This window comes from Stutzerimonas degradans (assembly GCF_024448505.1).
In the GTDB taxonomy this organism is placed as follows: Bacteria; Pseudomonadota; Gammaproteobacteria; order Pseudomonadales; family Pseudomonadaceae; genus Stutzerimonas; species Stutzerimonas degradans.
In genome coordinates, this window is the sequence record NZ_JAMOHV010000003.1 from 244346 (window position 1) to 260791 (window position 16446).

The 16446-nt window shown below is 65.3% G+C and carries 15 protein-coding genes; 10 read left to right on the plus strand and 5 right to left on the minus strand.

Annotation, left to right across the window (positions count from 1 at the left end):
• The first annotated feature begins 40 nt into the window (after nucleotides 1-40).
• From mreB to tldD, 9 genes are all read left to right on the plus strand, one after another.
• Entirely contained in the window at nucleotides 41-1078 is a 1038-nt protein-coding gene (mreB, locus tag NAV27_RS06310) for a rod shape-determining protein MreB (protein WP_008567329.1), read from the plus strand.
• Between the two features lie 139 nt (nucleotides 1079-1217).
• A complete protein-coding gene (gene mreC / locus NAV27_RS06315; protein ID WP_043295783.1) occupies nucleotides 1218-2180 on the plus strand; it encodes a rod shape-determining protein MreC in 963 nt (320 codons plus the stop codon).
• A complete protein-coding gene (gene mreD / locus NAV27_RS06320; RefSeq protein WP_008567325.1) occupies nucleotides 2177-2665 on the plus strand; it encodes a rod shape-determining protein MreD in 489 nt (162 codons plus the stop codon). The genes mreC and mreD overlap by 4 nt, the downstream gene beginning before the upstream one ends.
• Before the next feature lie 207 nt (nucleotides 2666-2872).
• Nucleotides 2873-3943 carry a PEGA domain-containing protein gene (locus tag NAV27_RS06325; protein WP_102827598.1) on the plus strand — a complete coding sequence of 357 codons (1071 nt, stop codon included), beginning with the start codon at nucleotides 2873-2875 and terminating at the stop codon, nucleotides 3941-3943.
• Between the two features lie 94 nt (nucleotides 3944-4037).
• A complete protein-coding gene (locus NAV27_RS06330) occupies nucleotides 4038-4628 on the plus strand; it encodes a Maf family protein (protein WP_102827597.1) in 591 nt (196 codons plus the stop codon).
• A gap of 93 nt (nucleotides 4629-4721) precedes the next feature.
• Complete coding sequence (rng, locus tag NAV27_RS06335) at nucleotides 4722-6179, plus strand: ribonuclease G (RefSeq protein WP_008567322.1); 1458 nt, start codon at nucleotides 4722-4724, stop codon at nucleotides 6177-6179.
• A gap of 40 nt (nucleotides 6180-6219) precedes the next feature.
• Entirely contained in the window at nucleotides 6220-10023 is a 3804-nt protein-coding gene (locus tag NAV27_RS06340) for a YhdP family protein (RefSeq protein WP_102827596.1), read from the plus strand.
• Nucleotides 10024-10081: 58 nt separating this feature from the next.
• A complete protein-coding gene (locus tag NAV27_RS06345; RefSeq protein ID WP_102827595.1) occupies nucleotides 10082-10927 on the plus strand; it encodes a carbon-nitrogen hydrolase family protein in 846 nt (281 codons plus the stop codon).
• Between the two features lie 2 nt (nucleotides 10928-10929).
• Nucleotides 10930-12372, plus strand: coding sequence for a metalloprotease TldD (gene tldD / locus NAV27_RS06350; RefSeq protein ID WP_102827594.1), 1443 nt, complete (start codon nucleotides 10930-10932; stop codon nucleotides 12370-12372).
• A 36-nt stretch (nucleotides 12373-12408) separates the two neighbouring features.
• On the opposite strand, the gene yjgA is transcribed toward tldD, so the two are convergent.
• A complete protein-coding gene (gene yjgA / locus NAV27_RS06355) occupies nucleotides 12409-12930 on the minus strand; it encodes a ribosome biogenesis factor YjgA (RefSeq protein ID WP_054093572.1) in 522 nt (173 codons plus the stop codon).
• Nucleotides 12931-13036: 106 nt separating this feature from the next.
• Here yjgA and pmbA point away from each other — a divergent pair, with 106 nt between their 5' ends.
• Nucleotides 13037-14383: a metalloprotease PmbA gene (gene pmbA, locus NAV27_RS06360; protein WP_102827593.1), complete on the plus strand. Its 1347-nt coding sequence runs from the start codon at nucleotides 13037-13039 to the stop codon at nucleotides 14381-14383.
• 92 nt (nucleotides 14384-14475) lie between these two features.
• Here pmbA and NAV27_RS06365 read toward each other — a convergent pair whose 3' ends face one another.
• Genes NAV27_RS06365 through hpf form a run of 4 tightly spaced genes read right to left on the minus strand, consistent with a single transcriptional unit; the run spans nucleotide 14476 to nucleotide 16401 of the window.
• Complete coding sequence (locus NAV27_RS06365; protein ID WP_008567317.1) at nucleotides 14476-14748, minus strand: HPr family phosphocarrier protein; 273 nt, start codon at nucleotides 14746-14748, stop codon at nucleotides 14476-14478.
• Between the two features lie 13 nt (nucleotides 14749-14761).
• Entirely contained in the window at nucleotides 14762-15619 is an 858-nt protein-coding gene (gene rapZ, locus NAV27_RS06370) for an RNase adapter RapZ (protein WP_102827592.1), read from the minus strand.
• The gene (gene ptsN, locus NAV27_RS06375; RefSeq protein WP_102827591.1) at nucleotides 15620-16084 is read right to left on the minus strand and encodes a PTS IIA-like nitrogen regulatory protein PtsN; all 465 of its coding nucleotides are present in this window, start codon (nucleotides 16082-16084) and stop codon (nucleotides 15620-15622) included. It abuts the gene before it with no gap.
• An 8-nt stretch (nucleotides 16085-16092) separates the two neighbouring features.
• Nucleotides 16093-16401 carry a ribosome hibernation-promoting factor, HPF/YfiA family gene (gene hpf / locus NAV27_RS06380; protein WP_008567313.1) on the minus strand — a complete coding sequence of 103 codons (309 nt, stop codon included), beginning with the start codon at nucleotides 16399-16401 and terminating at the stop codon, nucleotides 16093-16095.
• Nucleotides 16402-16446 lie beyond the last annotated feature (45 nt).

The following is a 16446-nucleotide window of genomic DNA, read 5'->3' on the forward strand; positions in this document are numbered from 1 at the left end:
CACTTTTTTCCCCACGCGTTTGCCCCAGGGCCCTTTCCCAATGTTCAAGAAACTGCGTGGCATGTTTTCCAGTGATCTGTCGATCGACCTGGGCACTGCCAATACCCTCATCTATGTGCGCGATCGCGGCATCGTTCTCGACGAGCCCTCGGTAGTCGCCATCCGCAGCCATGGCAACCAGAAGAGCGTGGTGGCCGTAGGCACCGAGGCCAAGCGCATGCTCGGCCGTACCCCGGGCAACATTTCCGCGATCCGGCCGATGAAGGATGGCGTGATCGCCGATTTCAGCGTCTGCGAGAAGATGCTGCAGTACTTTATCAACAAGGTGCACGAGAACAGCTTCCTGCAGCCCAGCCCGCGCGTGCTGATCTGCGTGCCGTGCAAGTCGACCCAGGTCGAGCGCCGGGCGATCCGCGAGTCTGCGCTGGGCGCCGGCGCGCGCGAAGTCTTCCTGATCGAGGAGCCGATGGCGGCTGCGATCGGCGCCGGCCTGCCGGTGGACGAGGCACGTGGCTCGATGGTCGTCGACATCGGTGGTGGTACCACCGAGATCGCGCTGATCTCCCTCAACGGCGTGGTTTACGCCGAATCGGTACGGGTCGGCGGCGATCGCTTCGACGAGGCCATCGTCACTTACGTACGCCGCAACTACGGCAGCCTGATCGGCGAATCGACCGCCGAGCGCATCAAGCAGGAAATCGGTACCGCCTTCCCGGGCGGCGAGATCCGCGAGGTCGACGTCCGTGGCCGCAACCTGGCCGAGGGCGTACCGCGCAGTTTCACCCTGAACTCCAACGAAGTGCTCGAGGCACTGCAGGAGTCGCTGGCGACCATCGTTCAGGCGGTCAAGAGCGCGCTGGAACAGTCGCCGCCGGAACTGGCTTCCGATATCGCCGAGCGTGGCCTGGTGCTGACCGGTGGCGGTGCGCTGCTGCGTGATCTCGACAAACTGTTGTCGCAGGAAACCGGCCTGCCGGTAATCGTCGCCGAGGAGCCGCTGACCTGCGTGGCGCGTGGTGGCGGTCGTGCGCTGGAAATGATGGATCGTCACGCCATGGACCTGCTCTCCACCGAGTGAGCCACAGGCGGCAGTAACCGATGCGGCGAGCCGAAGGCCGAGCCCGACTCTGCTTTCGGCTCGCCGCGTTCAGTTTGTAGCAGGTAGTTTCGAGGGCTTCACGATCAAACCGCTATTTGCCAAGGGACCTTCGCTCGGCGTGCGCCTGCTGGTGTTCGCCGTGCTCTGTGTCGCGTTGATGGTGGTGGATGCACGTTTCGATTCTCTCAAACCCGTGCGTAGCCAGATGGGGCTGGTGCTGACCCCGTTCTACTGGCTGGCCGATCTGCCGGTGCGTGCCTGGAAGGGCGCCACCGAGCAGATCAGCAGCAGCAGCAGCCTGGTCGCGGAGAACGAGAAGCTCAAGGCCGAGGCGCTGCTGCTGCAACGCCGCCTGCAGAAGTTGGCGACGCTCACCGAGCAGAACGTGCGGCTGCGTGAGTTGCTCAATTCCGCGGCGCTGGTCGACGACAGGGTGATAGTTGCCGAGCTGATCGGACTGGACCCCAATCCGTTTACCCACCGGATCCTGATCGACAAGGGCAGCCAGGACGGTGTCTTCGTCGGCCAGCCGGTACTCGATGCCAATGGTCTGATGGGGCAAGTGGTGGAAGTGATGCCGTATGCGGCGCGGGTGCTGTTGCTGACCGACGTTACGCATAGCATTCCGGTGCAGGTGAATCGTAACGGCCTGCGCGCGATCGCGGCCGGCACTGGCGATTCGGAATATCTGGAGCTGCGCCATGTCGCCGAAACGGCGGATATAAAGGAAGGTGATCTGCTGGTCAGTTCCGGCCTCGGCCAGCGCTTCCCCAGCGGCTACCCGGTGGCGCAGGTGAAGGAAGTGGTGCGCGACTCGGGACAACCCTTCGCCATCGTCCGCGCGGTGCCCACCGCCATGCTCAATCGCAGTCGCTACCTGTTGCTGGTTTTCAGTGACTCGCGCAGCCCCGAGGAGCGTGCCGCTGCGGCTGCCGAGGCGCAGGCCAGCGCGGATCGTCAGGCGGCCGAGCGTGCCGAGAAGACCGCCGATCAGTCCGAGGTAAAAGCGCAAGCCGCGCCGGTCGGCGACAGCCAGCCTGCCGTGCCAGCGGAACCGAGTGCCGATGAGGTGCGGCCATGATTGCCGGGCGTGCGCACAACGGCTGGGTAATCTGGCTGTCGCTGCTGGTGGCTCTGCTGCTCAGTATCGCGCCGATGCCGGCGAGCACCGAGCTGGCCCGGCCGCTTTGGCTCGGCCTGGTGATTGCGTTCTGGTCGCTGGCATTGCCGCATCGCGGTGGCATGGGGCTGGCATTCGTCTTTGGTCTGATGCTGGATGTGCTGGCCGGTACACTGCTCGGGCAGAACGGCCTGCCGCTGATCCTGATCGCCTTCCTCGTGCTGAGCCTGCAGCAACGGCTGCGTATGTTCCCGCTGTGGCAGCAGAGCATGGTGTTGCTGGTCGTTCTCGGATTGGCGCAGCTGGTGCAGTTGTGGCTGAACACCCTGACCGGCAATCGGCCGCCGACGCTCATCTTCCTCGTACCGGTGCCCATCAGCGCCTTGCTCTGGCCCTGGATTTTCGTCGTGCTGCACTGGCTGCGTCGTCGTTTCGACGTCAACTGAGCCCGGCACAGTAACCTTCCGCCGCCGCGGCATTCGGGCAGGCGTTCGACCAAGGCCCGCATTGAACCCCGCTTGGTTTTCTGAAATCATGCCGCCTTCATGGCGCTGGGCCATCATTTGCGTATGGTCCAGGGCTACTTCGATACGGCGCAGACAGAACGCGGGCGAGTGGCTATGGATGCTGAGGTTTTGGTGAGTTCCCGCAGAATGCGGACGTGGCTGGCAGGCGGCGGCGCCCTGGCGATCCTGCTGCTGGTCGGGGGCGGCTATAGCCAGGCCGAAAGCGCCGCACCGACCGCTACGGGCTCCGCCTTGCAGTCATCTGTCGGTACGGCGCAGGCCGAGATGACGCGTGAGGAGCAGCTGAACCGCAAGCAGCGCGAGCTGGAGGCGGCCGGGCAGGAGAAGCAGCAGCTGCAGGAGCGGCTTCGTAGCGAGAAGGGCTCGCTGGATTCCGCCCTGCTGCAGCTTGCCAGCGCCAAGTCGCTGATCCACCAGGAGATCGAAGACTTCCTCAAACAACCAGCCGGCCAGGAACGCCTGGACGGACTGCTTGCCGACTACCGACGTGGCTCCGAGGCTGAGCAGGCCGCGCGGCAGCGCGTGCAGGTGGCCGAAGAGGAGTTGGGGCGGCAGCATCTGAAATACGCTCAGCTCACCCGTGAAGTGGAGCGCCTGACCGCGCTGCTGGCGTCCGAGGCGCGCGAGCGCAACGCCAAGAAGGTTCAGGCCATTGCCAGGCGCCTGGAGCGTACCCTGCATTTCAACGAGTCGGTGTCGTTCCGCTGTTCGACCAGCAAGAGCATGGCGGCCTGCCTGGCCGAGCATCGCAACGACAGCCGCATGTCGCAGTGGGTGCAGGAGCGTTACCAGCGCGTGTTGAGTGAGGAGCTGCGCGACGAGATCGACAGCCTGCAGCTGGATCCGAACTGGTATTCCTATCGCGCCCGGGCAGATTTCTCCGAAGCGAGCATGAACCTGGATGGCACGGTCAGCGCTGAAGTGATCATCGAGGCGGCGATCAAGCCGAAGAAGGTGATGCCCTGCGCCATCCTCGGCGTGAGCAGCGAACTGTGCGATGCGCGCAGCTATTCGCTGATCGTGCGCAGCAACCGCTTCAACGATCAGGTGCGTATCAACGATCAGGTTCACGGCGCGACGCCGGTGTCGTTGATCCTCGAGAGCGGCGAGTACGATGTGCAGGTGACGCACGAAGGCGTCACTCAGACGCGCAAGTTGTCGCTGGACGACGATCGCGTGGTCAATTTCCGCTTCTGATTTCCGCGCGCCCGGCCGATTCCGGCCGGGCCATTTGCTTCCCTGCAACCAGCGCGTGTGCGACCCTTTCCTGCATTTCTCGACAGGGTCCGCAATGAGCAGCTTGTATCTCGCATCGGCGTCGCCGCGACGTCGTGAACTCCTGCAACAGATCGGTGTGCCGTTTTCCCTCCTGGCGGTGAGCGTCGACGAGACGCCGTTGCCGCACGAGACGGCCGAGGACTACGTCCGGCGCGTGGCGCTGGACAAGGCCCGCGCCGGACTTGCTGTCCTGCCTGACGCGGATGCCTGCGTGCTTGCCGCCGATACCAGCGTGGTGCTGGATCAGCGCATTCTCGGCAAGCCGGCGGATCGGGCCGAAGGCCTGGCCATGCTGGCGGCGCTGTCCGGGCGCAGCCATCGGGTGTTGACCGCCATCGTGCTGGCGAACCGCGGCGCCTGCGAGGTGTGCCTGGTCGACAGCGAAGTCGAGTTCCGCGCCATCGATGCGACCGAGGCGCAAGCCTACTGGGACAGCGGCGAGCCGCAAGACAAGGCGGGCGGCTACGCGATTCAAGGTTGGGGGGCGGTGTTCGTCAACCAGTTGCGCGGCAGCTATTCGGCGGTGGTCGGCCTACCATTGTGCGAAACGGCGCAGCTGCTCGACCGCTTCGGATTGCCGCGCTGGAGCAAAAGCGCCGGTTAGAGCCTGTGGCTGCGGCGTTTATCTCGCTAGAATCGGCGCAGACCTGACAGCTGTGGCTGCTTCAAATCCGCTTTTCGGCCGAGAAAAACGACAATGAGCGAAGAGATCCTGATGAACATCACCCCCATGGAGTCACGGGTGGCGGTGGTGGAGAACGGCGTCCTGCAGGAGGTGCACGTCGAGCGCACCCAGCGCCGCGGCATTGTCGGCAACATCTACAAGGGCAAGGTGGTGCGGGTGCTGCCGGGCATGCAGGCGGCGTTCGTCGACATCGGCCTGGATCGCGCGGCGTTCATCCACGCCTCGGAGATTTCCGCGCGCGAAGGCAACGCCGTCGAGCCGATCAGTGCGCTGGTGCACGACGGCCAGAGTCTGGTGGTGCAAGTCACCAAGGACCCGATCGGCACCAAGGGCGCGCGGCTGACCACGCAGCTGTCGATACCATCGCGCTATCTGGTCTACATGCCGCGCACCAGCCACGTCGGCATTTCCCTGCGGATCGAGGAGGAGGCCGAGCGCGAGCGACTCAAGCAGATCGTCGCCGAGTGCGTCGCCGCCGAAGGGATCGAGGAGGCCGGCGGATTCATCCTGCGCACGGCGGCCGAGGGGGCCGGGCGCGACGAGATTCTCATGGATATCCGCTATTTGCGCCGGCTGTGGGAACAGATCGCCGGGCAGATGAAGACCGCTGCCGCGCCTTCGCTGATCTACGAAGACCTGACCCTGGCGATGCGCACGCTGCGCGATCTGGTCAACCCGCGCATCGAGAAGATCCGCATCGACTCGCGGGAGAACTTCCAGAAGGTCAGCCAGTTCGTCGGCGAGCTGATGCCCGAGCTGCGCGATCGCCTCGAACACTACCCGGGGGAACGGCCGATCTTCGACCTCTACGGCGTCGAGGATGAGATCCAGAAGGCGCTGGAACGCAAGGTGATGCTCAAGTCCGGCGGCTACCTGATCATCGATCCGGCCGAGGCGATGACCACCATCGACGTCAATACCGGCGCCTTCGTCGGTCATCGCACGCTGGAAGAAACCATCTTCAAGACCAATCTGGAGTCCGCCACGGCGATCGCCCGCCAGCTGCGCCTGCGCAACATCGGCGGCATCATCATCATCGATTTCATCGACATGGAAGACGAGGAGCATCGTCGCCAGGTGCTGCGCACCCTGGAAAAGCAGCTCGAACGCGACCATGCCAAGACCAACATCATCGGCATCACCGAACTGGGCCTGGTGCAGATGACCCGAAAGCGTACCCGCGAAAGCCTCGAGCAGGTGCTCTGCGAACCCTGCGCCAGCTGTCAGGGGCGCGGCAAGCTGAAGACCCCGGAAACCGTCTGCTACGAGATCTTTCGCGAGATCCTGCGTGAGGCCCGTGCCTACCAGCCGGAGGGTTATCGGGTGCTGGCCAACCAGAAGGTCATCGACCGGCTGCTCGACGAGGAGTCGGGCAACGTCGCCGATCTGGAGAGCTTCATCGGCCGCTCGATCAAGTTCCAGGTCGAGAGTATGTATTCGCAGGAACAGTACGACGTGGTGCTGCTCTGAGCCGAATGCACCCCAGGCCTGAGCCGCGGAGCGCTGCCGGATGAATCGCCTCGCCCGTTTCCTCGCCGTGCTGCTGCGCCAGTCGCTGTCGATTGCGGCGTTGGGGCTGGTCGTCGCGGCGCTGTATGTCAGCCTGGGCCGGCAACTGGTGCCGCTGGTCGCCGAGTATCATCTGCAGGCGCAAGACAAGGCCACCGAGCTGCTGGCGATGCCGGTCCAGCTGGGGCGCCTCGAAGGGCGCTGGCAAGGGCTGGCGCCACAGCTGCTTGCGCACGATGTGCTGCTGGGCGAGGGCGCGGCGGCGATGCACCTGGAGCGGCTGGTGGTGGTGCCGGATATCGCGGGCAGCCTGTGGGCGCGTGAGTTGCGTCTGGCGGCGCTGCGTTTCGAGGGCGTGCGCCTCAGTCTGACGCAGGATGCCGATGGCCGTTGGCGAGTCGAAGGACTGCCGGCGCGGGACAAGCAGCCGCCCACCGATCCCGCCAAGCTCCTGCGCTCGCTGCAGAAGATTCGCGCGCTGGTGCTGGTCGACAGCCAGCTGACCGTGGAACCCTTTGGCGAGACGCCACTGACGCTGACTTACGCCAATCTCAGCCTGCAGAACGATGGCGGCGACCTGCGCCTGGACGGGCGCACCGTATTGCCCGATGGTCAGCCGCTGGCGCTGCAGGTTCGGGCGCAGCTGCAGCCCGAGCGCTGGCAGCAGGCAGCGGTCGACGTTTATCTGAGCCTGCCGCAGAGCGACTGGGCGGCCTGGCTGCCGAAGAAGCTGACCGCCGACTGGCGGCTCGACCGTGTGCAGGCGGGTGGCGAGGCCTGGCTCAGCTGGCGGCAGGAGCGCCTCGCGCGAGCGGTGCTGCGCCTCGATGCGCCGCGGGTCGAAGCGGCCTATGGCAAACACCCGGTACAAAACCTCGATGATCTGGCCTTGACCGCCTATGCCGATCGCACCGAGCGTGGCTATCGGCTGCTGATCGATGAGCTCGGCTTCAACCTGGGTGAATCGCGTTGGGGCGAGGCGCGCCTGCTCATCGAGCACGACGAACACAGCAACAGTTGGCAGCTGCAGGCCGATCGCCTGGGAGTCGCCCCGCTGGCGACCCTGACGCAGGCGCTGGCGCCATTGCCGGAAAGCGCCGCGGAGATTCTCGCCGACCTCGCGCCACGCGGCACGTTGCGTGCGCTGCAAGCCACCTATCGCCCCGGATTGACCGGCGCCGAGCGACTGCAGTTCGCCGCGCAGCTCGATCAGGTGACGATCGGCGCGCACCACTGGATTCCCGCCGTCGAGCAGGTCAGCGGCAGCATTCAGGGCGATCTCGCCGGCGGCGAGTTGCGCATCGACAGCCAGGATTTTGCCCTGCATCTGGCGCCACTGTTTCCCCAGCCCTGGCGTTACCGTCAGGCGCAGGGGCGGCTGCGCTGGAGCCTGGATGAGCAGGCCTTCACCCTGGTAGCGCCCTATCTGCGGCTGGACGGTGAGGAAGGCCAGCTGGCCGGTGACTTCCTCATCCGCCTGAATCGCGACCCGGCCATCGAGGATTACATGGACCTGCGCGTCGGCCTCACGCAGGGCGATGCGCGCTACACGGAAAAATACCTGCCGACCCGCTCGCCAGCGCTGAGTCCGGCGCTCAGCGAATGGCTGCACACGGCGATTCGCGGCGGCGCCATCGAGCAGGGCTATTTCCAGTACCAGGGCAGTCTGCACAAGGACGCCGTCGATGGTGCGCGCAGCATCAGCCTGTATTTCAAGGTGCGCGATGCCGAGCTGGCCTACCAGCCTGGCTGGCCGGCGCTGCGCGAAGGGCGCGGCGAAGTGCTGATCGAGGACAGTGGCGTGCGCGTGCGGCTCGCCGAGGGCCGCATTCTCGACAGCCGCGTGCAGAACGCCACGGCCGAAATTCCGCACGCCGCTCCCGGACAGAAGCCGCATCTGGCGATCAACGGACAGTTGCAGAGCAGTGTCGGTGACGGACTGAAGATCCTGCGCGAGGCGCCGCTCGGTGCCGCCGAGATTTTCGCCGGCTGGCAGGGCGAGGGCGAGCTGGACGGCTCGCTGGCGCTGCTGATCCCGCTGGCCAAGGGCGAGCCGCCGCACGTCCTGGTGGATTTCGCCAGCCGCGCGGCGACGCTGCACATCGCCAGCCCGGAGCTGGACTTCGCTCAGCTCTCCGGTCAGTTCCGCTATGACACCGATGCCGGCTTCAGCGCCCGCGACATCCGCGCGCAGCTGTTCGGGCGGCTGGTCCGGGGCAGTGCCGTGGCAACCGGCGACCGGCGTAATCCGGCGACGCGGATCGAAGCGCAGGGCGATATCACTCTGCAGCGCCTGGCGACCTGGCTGGGGCTGCAGCAGCCGCTGCCGGCCAGCGGCGAACTGCCCTATCAGCTGCGTCTGGATCTGGCCGGCGCGGATAGCCGCCTGCAACTCGACTCTTCGCTGGCCGGGTTGGCCATCGAGCTGCCGGCACCCTTCGGCAAACCGGCTGGTGAGCGGCGCGACACTACTTTGCGTATGACGCTGCAGGGCGCCGAGCGGCGCTACGCCGTGCAGCATGGCGAACTCGCCTCCCTGAACTTCGCGGCGCCGGCGGCTGACTGGCAGGCCGGTCGTGGTGAATTGCGGCTCGGCGCCGGCGCGGCGGCACTGCCGACGGCGCGCGGTCTGCGCGTGCGCGGGCGGCTGGAGCAGCTCGACTGGCAGGCGTGGCAAAGCGTGCGCGAGCACTATCTGCCGGCTGCCGGTGGCTCGACGACGGTTCCCCTGCTGCGCGAAGCACAGCTGGATATCGGCCGTTTCGATGGCTTCGGCACGCGTATCGACGCGCTGGGTATCGAACTGCGCCGAGCGACGGATGCCTGGACGCTCAACCTGCGCAGCGATCTGATCAACGGGACGGTGCAGCTGCCGGATGCCGATGGTGCGCCGCTCGTGGCAGATCTGCAGCGTCTGCGCCTGCCTGCCGCCGCACCGGCTGCCGAGCCGGCGCAGCGTAGCGATCCGCTGGCCGATGTCGATCCGACGCGTCTGCCGGCGATGGACATCACCGTCGCCGAGGTGGTGCAGGGCGAGGCGCCGCTGGGCCGCTGGGCGCTGAAGATGCGCCCGGTAGCCAATGGCGTGGCGTTCTCGGCGTTGGATCTGAATCTGAAAGGATTGCGCATCGAGGGCGCCGGCGAGTGGCGTGCGGGGCGCAGCGCGTTCAAGGGGCGGCTGTCCGGGGGCAATCTGGCGGATGTGCTGTTGGCGTGGGGCTTTGCACCCTCGACCACCAGCGAGCGTTTCCGCATGGATGTCGATGGCAGCTGGCCGGGCTCGCCGGCCTGGTTCGGCCTGGCGCGCTTCTCCGGCAATATGCAGCCGCGGCTGCGCAAGGGCCAGTTCGTCGAAGTCGAAGGGAGCGCGCAGGCGTTGCGGGTGTTCGGTCTGCTCAACTTCAACTCGATCGGTCGGCGGCTGCGCCTGGATTTCTCCGATCTGTTCGGCAAGGGGTTGAGTTACGACCGCATGGGCGGCGAGCTGCAGGCCAGTGACGGAATCTACCGCACCCGCGAGCCGATCACCGTGACCGGACCGTCGAGCAATCTCGAACTCAATGGCACGCTGGACATGGTGAATGACCGCATTGATGCCAAGCTGCTGGTCACGCTGCCGGTGAGCAACAACCTGCCGCTGGCGGCGTTGATCGTCGGCGCGCCGGCGGTCGGCGGCGCGTTGTTCGTGGTCGACAAGCTGCTGGGCGACAAGGTTGCCCGGTTCGCCAGCGTTCAGTACAACGTCGAGGGTCCCTGGCAATCGCCGCAGATCAGCTTCGACAAGCCCTTCGAAAAGCCCAATTGAGGTGGCGGCGCGTTAACGTGGCCGCCGGTTCTTTCTCCGCATGATCGGTGTACCTGCCATGTCGCTCGCAGTCATTCAGATGGTCAGCCAGGCCGATGTCGAGGCCAACCTGCGCAGCGCGCGGGCCCTGCTCGAGCAGGCTGCGGCAGCCGGTGCGCGGCTGGCGGTGCTGCCGGAAAACTTCGCGGCGATGGGCCGTAGCGATCTGCCGGCGCTCGGCCGTGCCGAGGCGACAGGCGGGGGGCCGATCCTGCCGTGGTTGAAACAGACCGCGCGCGACCTCAGGTTATGGGTCGTGGCTGGAACGCTGCCGTTGCCGCCGGACGATCAGCCGCAGGCTCGACCGCACGCCTGCTCGCTGTTGTTCGACGAGCATGGGCAACGGGTCGCTCGTTACGACAAGCTGCACCTGTTCGATGTGGACGTCGCGGATAATCGCGGTCGCTACCGTGAGTCGGACGACTACGCGCCGGGCAATGGGCTGGTGGTGGTCGATACGCCGCTCGGGCGGCTGGGGATGACGGTCTGTTACGACCTGCGCTTTCCCGAGCTGTATACGGCGCTGCGGCTGGCCGGTGCCGAGCTGATCAGCGCGCCTTCGGCGTTCACCGCAGTGACCGGCGCGGCGCACTGGCAAACGCTGGTGCGTGCGCGGGCCATCGAGACGCAGTGCTATATGCTGGCCGCCGCGCAGGGTGGTGCTCATCCCGGCGGCCGCCTGACCCACGGTCATTCGTCTATCGTTGACCCGTGGGGGCGCATCCTGTGCGAGCAGGCCGATGGCGAGGCTGCCTTGACGGCCCGGCGCGATGCCGCGGAGCAATTGGCCATCCGCCAGCGCATGCCGCTGACCGGCCACCGACGATTTGAAGTGCCGCGCCTGGTCGCGGCGAGTTTGGAGTGACTATGAGTGAACTGCTGTTGCCCGCCGTCGAGCGGCTTCTGACTCCCGGCGGCCTGGGCATTGACGACCTGCCTGCGCTGCTGGGGGGACTCGCCGGGCCGGGTATCGACGCGGCCGATCTGTATTTTCAGGACCAGGTCAGCGAGTCCTGGGTGCTGGAGGACGGCATCGTCAAGGAGGGCGGCTTCCACCTGGAGCAGGGCGTTGGTGTTCGCGCGCTGTCCGGCGAGAAGACCGGCTTCGCCTACAGCAATGCGATCACCGCCGAGGCGCTGCGCCAGGCGGCGCAGGCGGCCCGTTCGATTGCCCGTAGCGGCCAGCAGGGCCGCGTGCAGGTGCTGTCGAGGGCGGCCTTTGCGCCGTTGTACAGCCAGGACAATCCGCTGGATGGGTTGAGCCGGGCGGAAAAGGTCGAGCTGCTCAAGCGCATCGATGTCGCCACGCGAGCGCTCGACCCGCGCATCAAGCAGGTCACGGTGAGCCTGGCCGGCGTTTGGGAACACATTCTGGTTGCCGGCATGGATGGCGGCATGGCGGCTGATGTCAGGCCGCTGGTGCGTTTCAACGTCAGCGTGATCGTCGAACAGAACGGCCGCCGCGAGCGGGGCGGTCAGGGCGGCGGTGGACGGCTGGGCTACCAGTATTTCCTCAGCGAGGACCGCGCGATGGGCTATGCGCGCGAAGCGTTGCGCCAGGCGCTGGTCAATCTCGAGGCGCAGCCGGCACCTGCCGGCAGCCTGCCGGTGGTGCTCGGCCCGGGCTGGTCCGGCGTGCTGCTGCATGAGGCCGTCGGCCACGGACTGGAGGGCGACTTCAACCGTAAGGGCAGTTCGGCCTACAGCGGGCGTATCGGTCATCAGGTGGCCTCGAAGCTGTGCACCATCGTCGACGACGGCACCCTGGCCGATCGGCGCGGCTCGCTCAGCGTGGATGACGAGGGTACGCCGACGCAGTGCACCACGCTGATCGAGAACGGCGTGCTCAAGGGGTACATCCAGGACAAGCTGAATGCGCGCCTGATGGGTGTTGCGCCTACCGGCAACGGCCGCCGCGAGTCCTACGCGCACCTGCCGATGCCGCGCATGACCAACACTTACATGCTGGCCGGCGAGAGCGACCCCGAGGAGATCATCCGTTCGGTCAAGCGCGGCCTCTACTGCGCCAGTCTCGGTGGCGGCCAGGTGGATATCACCAGCGGCAAGTTCGTATTCTCCACCAGCGAGGCCTATCTGATCGAAGATGGGCGGATCACTGCGCCGGTCAAGGGTGCGACGCTGATCGGCAACGGCCCGGAGGTGATGACGCGGGTGTCGATGGTCGGCAACGACCTGGCGCTGGACAGTGGCGTCGGCACCTGTGGCAAGGATGGCCAGTCGGTGCCAGTGGGCGTCGGTCAGCCGACGTTGAAGATCGACGAGATCACCGTCGGCGGAACGGGCGCCTGAAGCCGCTGGAGGCGGCAGGAAAGCGTGCGGTCTGGTTTATTTCAGGCCGCGCTTGGTTTCATCGAGGTCGCGGATGTACTTGAAGATCTTGCGACTCGCCGCCGGCGGTTTGTTGTGCGCGGCTTCATGCTGGGCATGGCGGATCAGGCCGCGCAGGTGCTGGCGATCGGTGTCGGGGTAATCGGTGACGAAGGCTTCCAGCGTTTCGTCGTTGCCGGCGATCAGGCGATCACGCCAGCGCTCCAGGGCATGAAAGCGTTCGTTGTACTGGCGGGTGGAGGCGTCGAGTTGGTCGACCAGAGCCAGAATGGCGTCGATGTCCTGTCCACGCATCAGCTTGCCGATGTATTGGATGTGGCGTTTGCGGGCGATGTGTGCGGTGTGTTTGGGCGCGTCGGCGAGTGCCTTGCGCAGCGCGTCGCTCAGCGGCAGGCGCTCAATCAGGTCGGGCTTGAGCGTGGTCAGGCGTTCGCCCAGCTCCTGCAGCGCATGCAGCTCGCGCTTGACCTGGGATTTGCTCTTCTCGTCGAAAACGCCGTCGTCGGAGTATTCAGGCATGGGGATGGTCCATTGGGAAATGCCGCCATGATAACAGCAGCCTTGCCGGGCCGGTTCTGCCGTCGGCGGGCTGAGTCACGATCGAATGCGGGGCTTGGGAGTTCTTATGAGTGAAGTAGAAGGCATCGGTCCGCAGGTTGAGCCGAGCTTGCGCAAGAAAGTCGAGCGCATCATCGAGGAAGCGCGTCGGCAGGGCGCCAGCGCCAGTGAGGTGTCGGTGTCGATGGAGCAGGGACTGTCGACCACCGTGCGCCAGGGCGAAGTTGAAACCGTCGAGTTCAATCGCGATCAGGGCTTCGGCATTACGCTCTATGTCGGCCAGCGCAAGGGTTCCGCGAGCACCACTGGCAGCGGCGACGCAGCCATCCGCGAAACAGTGGCTGCCGCGCTGGCGATTGCGCGGCATGCGTCCGAGGACGAGTTTGCCGGACTTGCCGACGCTGCGCTGATGGCGCGCGAGCTTCCGGACCTGGACCTGTTCCATCCCTGGTCGGTTTCCCCTGAACAGGCGATCGAAACGGCGCTGCGCTGCGAAGAGGCGGCGTTCGCAGTCGATCCGCGCATCCGCAATGCTGACGGTACCAGCGTCAATACCCATCAGGGGTGCCGTGCCTACGGCAACAGCAACGGCTTCATCGGCAGCTACTGCAGCACGCGCCACAGCCTGAGTTGCGTGATGATTGCCGAGCATGCTGGGCAGATGCAGCGCGACTACTACTACGATGTCAGCCGTCGCGCCGATACATTGGCCGATCCGCTGAACATCGGGCGCCGTGCCGCGGAGCGTGCGGTCAGACGCCTGGGCGCGCGGCCGGTGCCAACGTGCGAGGTGCCGGTGCTATTTTCGGCCGATCTGGCGACCGGACTGTTCGGTCACTTTCTCGCCGCGATCTCCGGCAGCAATCTCTACCGCAAGGCGTCCTATTTGGAGAACTCCCTGGGGCAGACGCTTTTCCCCGAGTGGCTGAGCCTGGACGAGCGGCCGCACCTTGCGCAGGCGCTGGGCAGTGCGTCCTATGATGGCGATGGCCTGGCGACCTATGCCAAGCCCTTCGTGGAAAACGGTCAGCTGATTTCCTATGTGCTGGGAACCTATTCCGGACGCAAGCTGGGTCTGCCGAGCACCGCCAACGCGGGCGGCGTGCATAACCTGTTCGTCAGCCACGGCGAGGAAGACCAGGCCGCGCTGCTGCGGCGGATGGGGCGTGGCCTGCTGGTGACCGAGCTGATGGGGCAGGGGCTGAATCTGGTGACCGGTGATTATTCGCGTGGTGCCGGTGGCTACTGGGTGGAGAACGGCGAAATCCAGTTCCCGGTACAGGAGGTCACCATCGCCGGCAACCTGCGCGACATGTTCCGCCAGATCGTTGCCGTCGGCTGTGATACCGAGACTCGCAGCAATATCCGCACGGGCTCGGTGCTGATCGAGCGGATGACGGTCGCGGGGAAATAGAGAGGGCGTCACGGGCGTCCTGACGACAAGGCGCCATGGTGTGGAATCTGGGCGGCGAGCAGGAATAATTCCGCTCGCCGGGGCGCCAGGCGCTATTCGCCTTCCTCGAAATAATCTTCGATTAGTGCGATCAGTGCGGCCAGGGCGGCCTCGTCTTCGTCACCCTCGGTCTGCAGATGCAGGGCGGTGCCCTTGCTGGCAGCCAGCATCATGACCGCCATGATGTTCTTGCCATCCACCAGAGTGTCCGGGCAGCGTCCGACGCGAATGCTGCATGGATAACGGTTAGCTACGCCGACGAACTTGGCGGCCGCGCGAGCGTGCAGGCCGAGCTTGTTGATGATGGTGACGTCGCGGGCGGGCATGGGGTTGTTCGTCCTAGGCTAGGTCGCGGTGGCGGACCTGCAGATTCTTCAAGGGCGCCTTGAGCGCCTGGCCCAGGCGTTCGGCCAAATAAACGGAGCGGTGATGACCACCGGTGCAGCCGATGGCGACCGTGACATAGGCACGATTGCTGGCGGCGAAGCGGGGCAGCCACTTGCTCAGGTAGCCGTGAATATCCTGGAACATCTCGTCAACGTCCGGCTGCGCGGACAGATAGTCGATGACCGGTTGATCGAGACCGGAATAGTCGCGCAGCTCAGCTTTCCAGTAAGGGTTTGGTAAGCAGCGCACGTCGAACACCAGATCCGCGTCTACTGGCATGCCGCGCTTGAAACCGAACGACTCGATGAGAAAAGCGGTGCCGGGCTCGGGTTGGTTGAGCAGGCGCAGTTTGAGCGTGTCGCGCAGCTGATAGAGATTCAGGTGCGTGGTGTCGATCTTGAGGTCGGCATGGTCGATGATCGCAGCGAGCAGCAGCTCTTCGTCGCGGATCGCCTCGGCCAGCGAACGCTTGTCGTTGGTCAGCGGGTGACGCCGGCGAGTCTCCGAGAAGCGTTTGAGCAGGGTTTCGTCATCGGCATCGAGGTAGATCACATCGCACTGGATATGACGGGACCGTACTTCGTCGAGCAGTTCGGGGAAGCGCTTGAGCTGGCTCGGCAAATTGCGTGCATCAATGGATACGGCGACCTGCGGTTGCAGCAGCTCGGTGTGGAGCAGGGCACGTTCGGCCAGCTCCGGGAGCAGGCCGGCCGGGAGGTTGTCGATGCAGTAGAAGCCGTTGTCCTCCAGAACGTCGAGAGCGGTACTTTTTCCCGATCCGGAGCGGCCGCTGACGATGATCAGGCGCATCTACTGGCCGTTTTGCACATCGACCACGACCTGATAAAGGTCGTCGTTGCTGGGCGCCTCGCGCAGGCGTTGGCGGACGTCTTCGCGGTCGAGCATGCTGGCAATCTGACGCAGCAGTTCGAGATGTTCATCTGTCGCCGCTTGCGGTACCAGCAAAACGAACAACAGATCGACCGGGGCGCCATCGATGGCGTCGAAATCCACCGGTGCTTCCAGGCGCAGCACGGCGCTGAGCGGCGAATTGCAGCCCGCCATGCGGCAGTGCGGAATGGCGATGCCATTGCCGAAACCGGTGGAGCCGAGTTTCTCACGGGCGATCAGGCTCTCGAAGATGGCCTGTGCATCGAGGTCGGGCAGGTCCTGCGCGATCACCTTGGCGATCTGCTCGAGGACGCGTTTCTTGCTGCCGCCTGGGACGTTCACCAAGGAACGCCCAGGGGTCAGGATGGATTCCAGTCGGATCATGATGCGATTCAGCGAGCCACTACGCCCTGGGTGTGGTCGAGCTGCTTTTCCTTGTGCTTGATCAGCTGGCGATCGAGCTTGTCGACCAGCAGATCGATGGCGGCATACATATCTTCGTGTTCGGCGTTGGCCACCACTTCGCGGCCGGCGATGTGCAGTGTGCCTTCGGCCTTCTGCTTGAGCTTCTCGACCTGGAGGATCACCTGGATGCTGATGATGCGATCGAAGTGGCGGGACAGCCGCTCGAATTTCTCCTCGACATAGCTACGCAGGGCGTCAGTTACTTCCAGATGAAGACCGCTGATGTTGATTTGCATACTGCTTCTCCTAATTGCCTGCTGCGAAGGTGGCCGGTACAGGAC

Excerpts from the sequence above, each read along its gene's own strand:
- hpf (WP_008567313.1), bottom strand. The coding sequence starts at position 16,401 with ATGCAAATCAACATCAGCGGTCTTCATCTGGAAGTAACTGACGCCCTG.
- mreD (WP_008567325.1), top strand. The coding sequence starts at position 2,177 with ATGATTGCCGGGCGTGCGCACAACGGCTGGGTAATCTGGCTGTCGCTG.
- tldD (WP_102827594.1), top strand. The coding sequence starts at position 10,930 with ATGAGTGAACTGCTGTTGCCCGCCGTCGAGCGGCTTCTGACTCCCGGC.
- yjgA (WP_054093572.1), bottom strand. The coding sequence starts at position 12,930 with ATGCCTGAATACTCCGACGACGGCGTTTTCGACGAGAAGAGCAAATCC.
- NAV27_RS06325 (WP_102827598.1), top strand. The coding sequence starts at position 2,873 with ATGCGGACGTGGCTGGCAGGCGGCGGCGCCCTGGCGATCCTGCTGCTG.
- NAV27_RS06345 (WP_102827595.1), top strand. The coding sequence starts at position 10,082 with ATGTCGCTCGCAGTCATTCAGATGGTCAGCCAGGCCGATGTCGAGGCC.
- rng (WP_008567322.1), top strand. The coding sequence starts at position 4,722 with ATGAGCGAAGAGATCCTGATGAACATCACCCCCATGGAGTCACGGGTG.
- NAV27_RS06340 (WP_102827596.1), top strand. The coding sequence starts at position 6,220 with ATGAATCGCCTCGCCCGTTTCCTCGCCGTGCTGCTGCGCCAGTCGCTG.
- NAV27_RS06365 (WP_008567317.1), bottom strand. The coding sequence starts at position 14,748 with ATGCCCGCCCGCGACGTCACCATCATCAACAAGCTCGGCCTGCACGCT.
- rapZ (WP_102827592.1), bottom strand. The coding sequence starts at position 15,619 with ATGCGCCTGATCATCGTCAGCGGCCGCTCCGGATCGGGAAAAAGTACC.
- ptsN (WP_102827591.1), bottom strand. The coding sequence starts at position 16,084 with ATGATCCGACTGGAATCCATCCTGACCCCTGGGCGTTCCTTGGTGAAC.
- mreB (WP_008567329.1), top strand. The coding sequence starts at position 41 with ATGTTCAAGAAACTGCGTGGCATGTTTTCCAGTGATCTGTCGATCGAC.
- pmbA (WP_102827593.1), top strand. The coding sequence starts at position 13,037 with ATGAGTGAAGTAGAAGGCATCGGTCCGCAGGTTGAGCCGAGCTTGCGC.
- NAV27_RS06330 (WP_102827597.1), top strand. The coding sequence starts at position 4,038 with ATGAGCAGCTTGTATCTCGCATCGGCGTCGCCGCGACGTCGTGAACTC.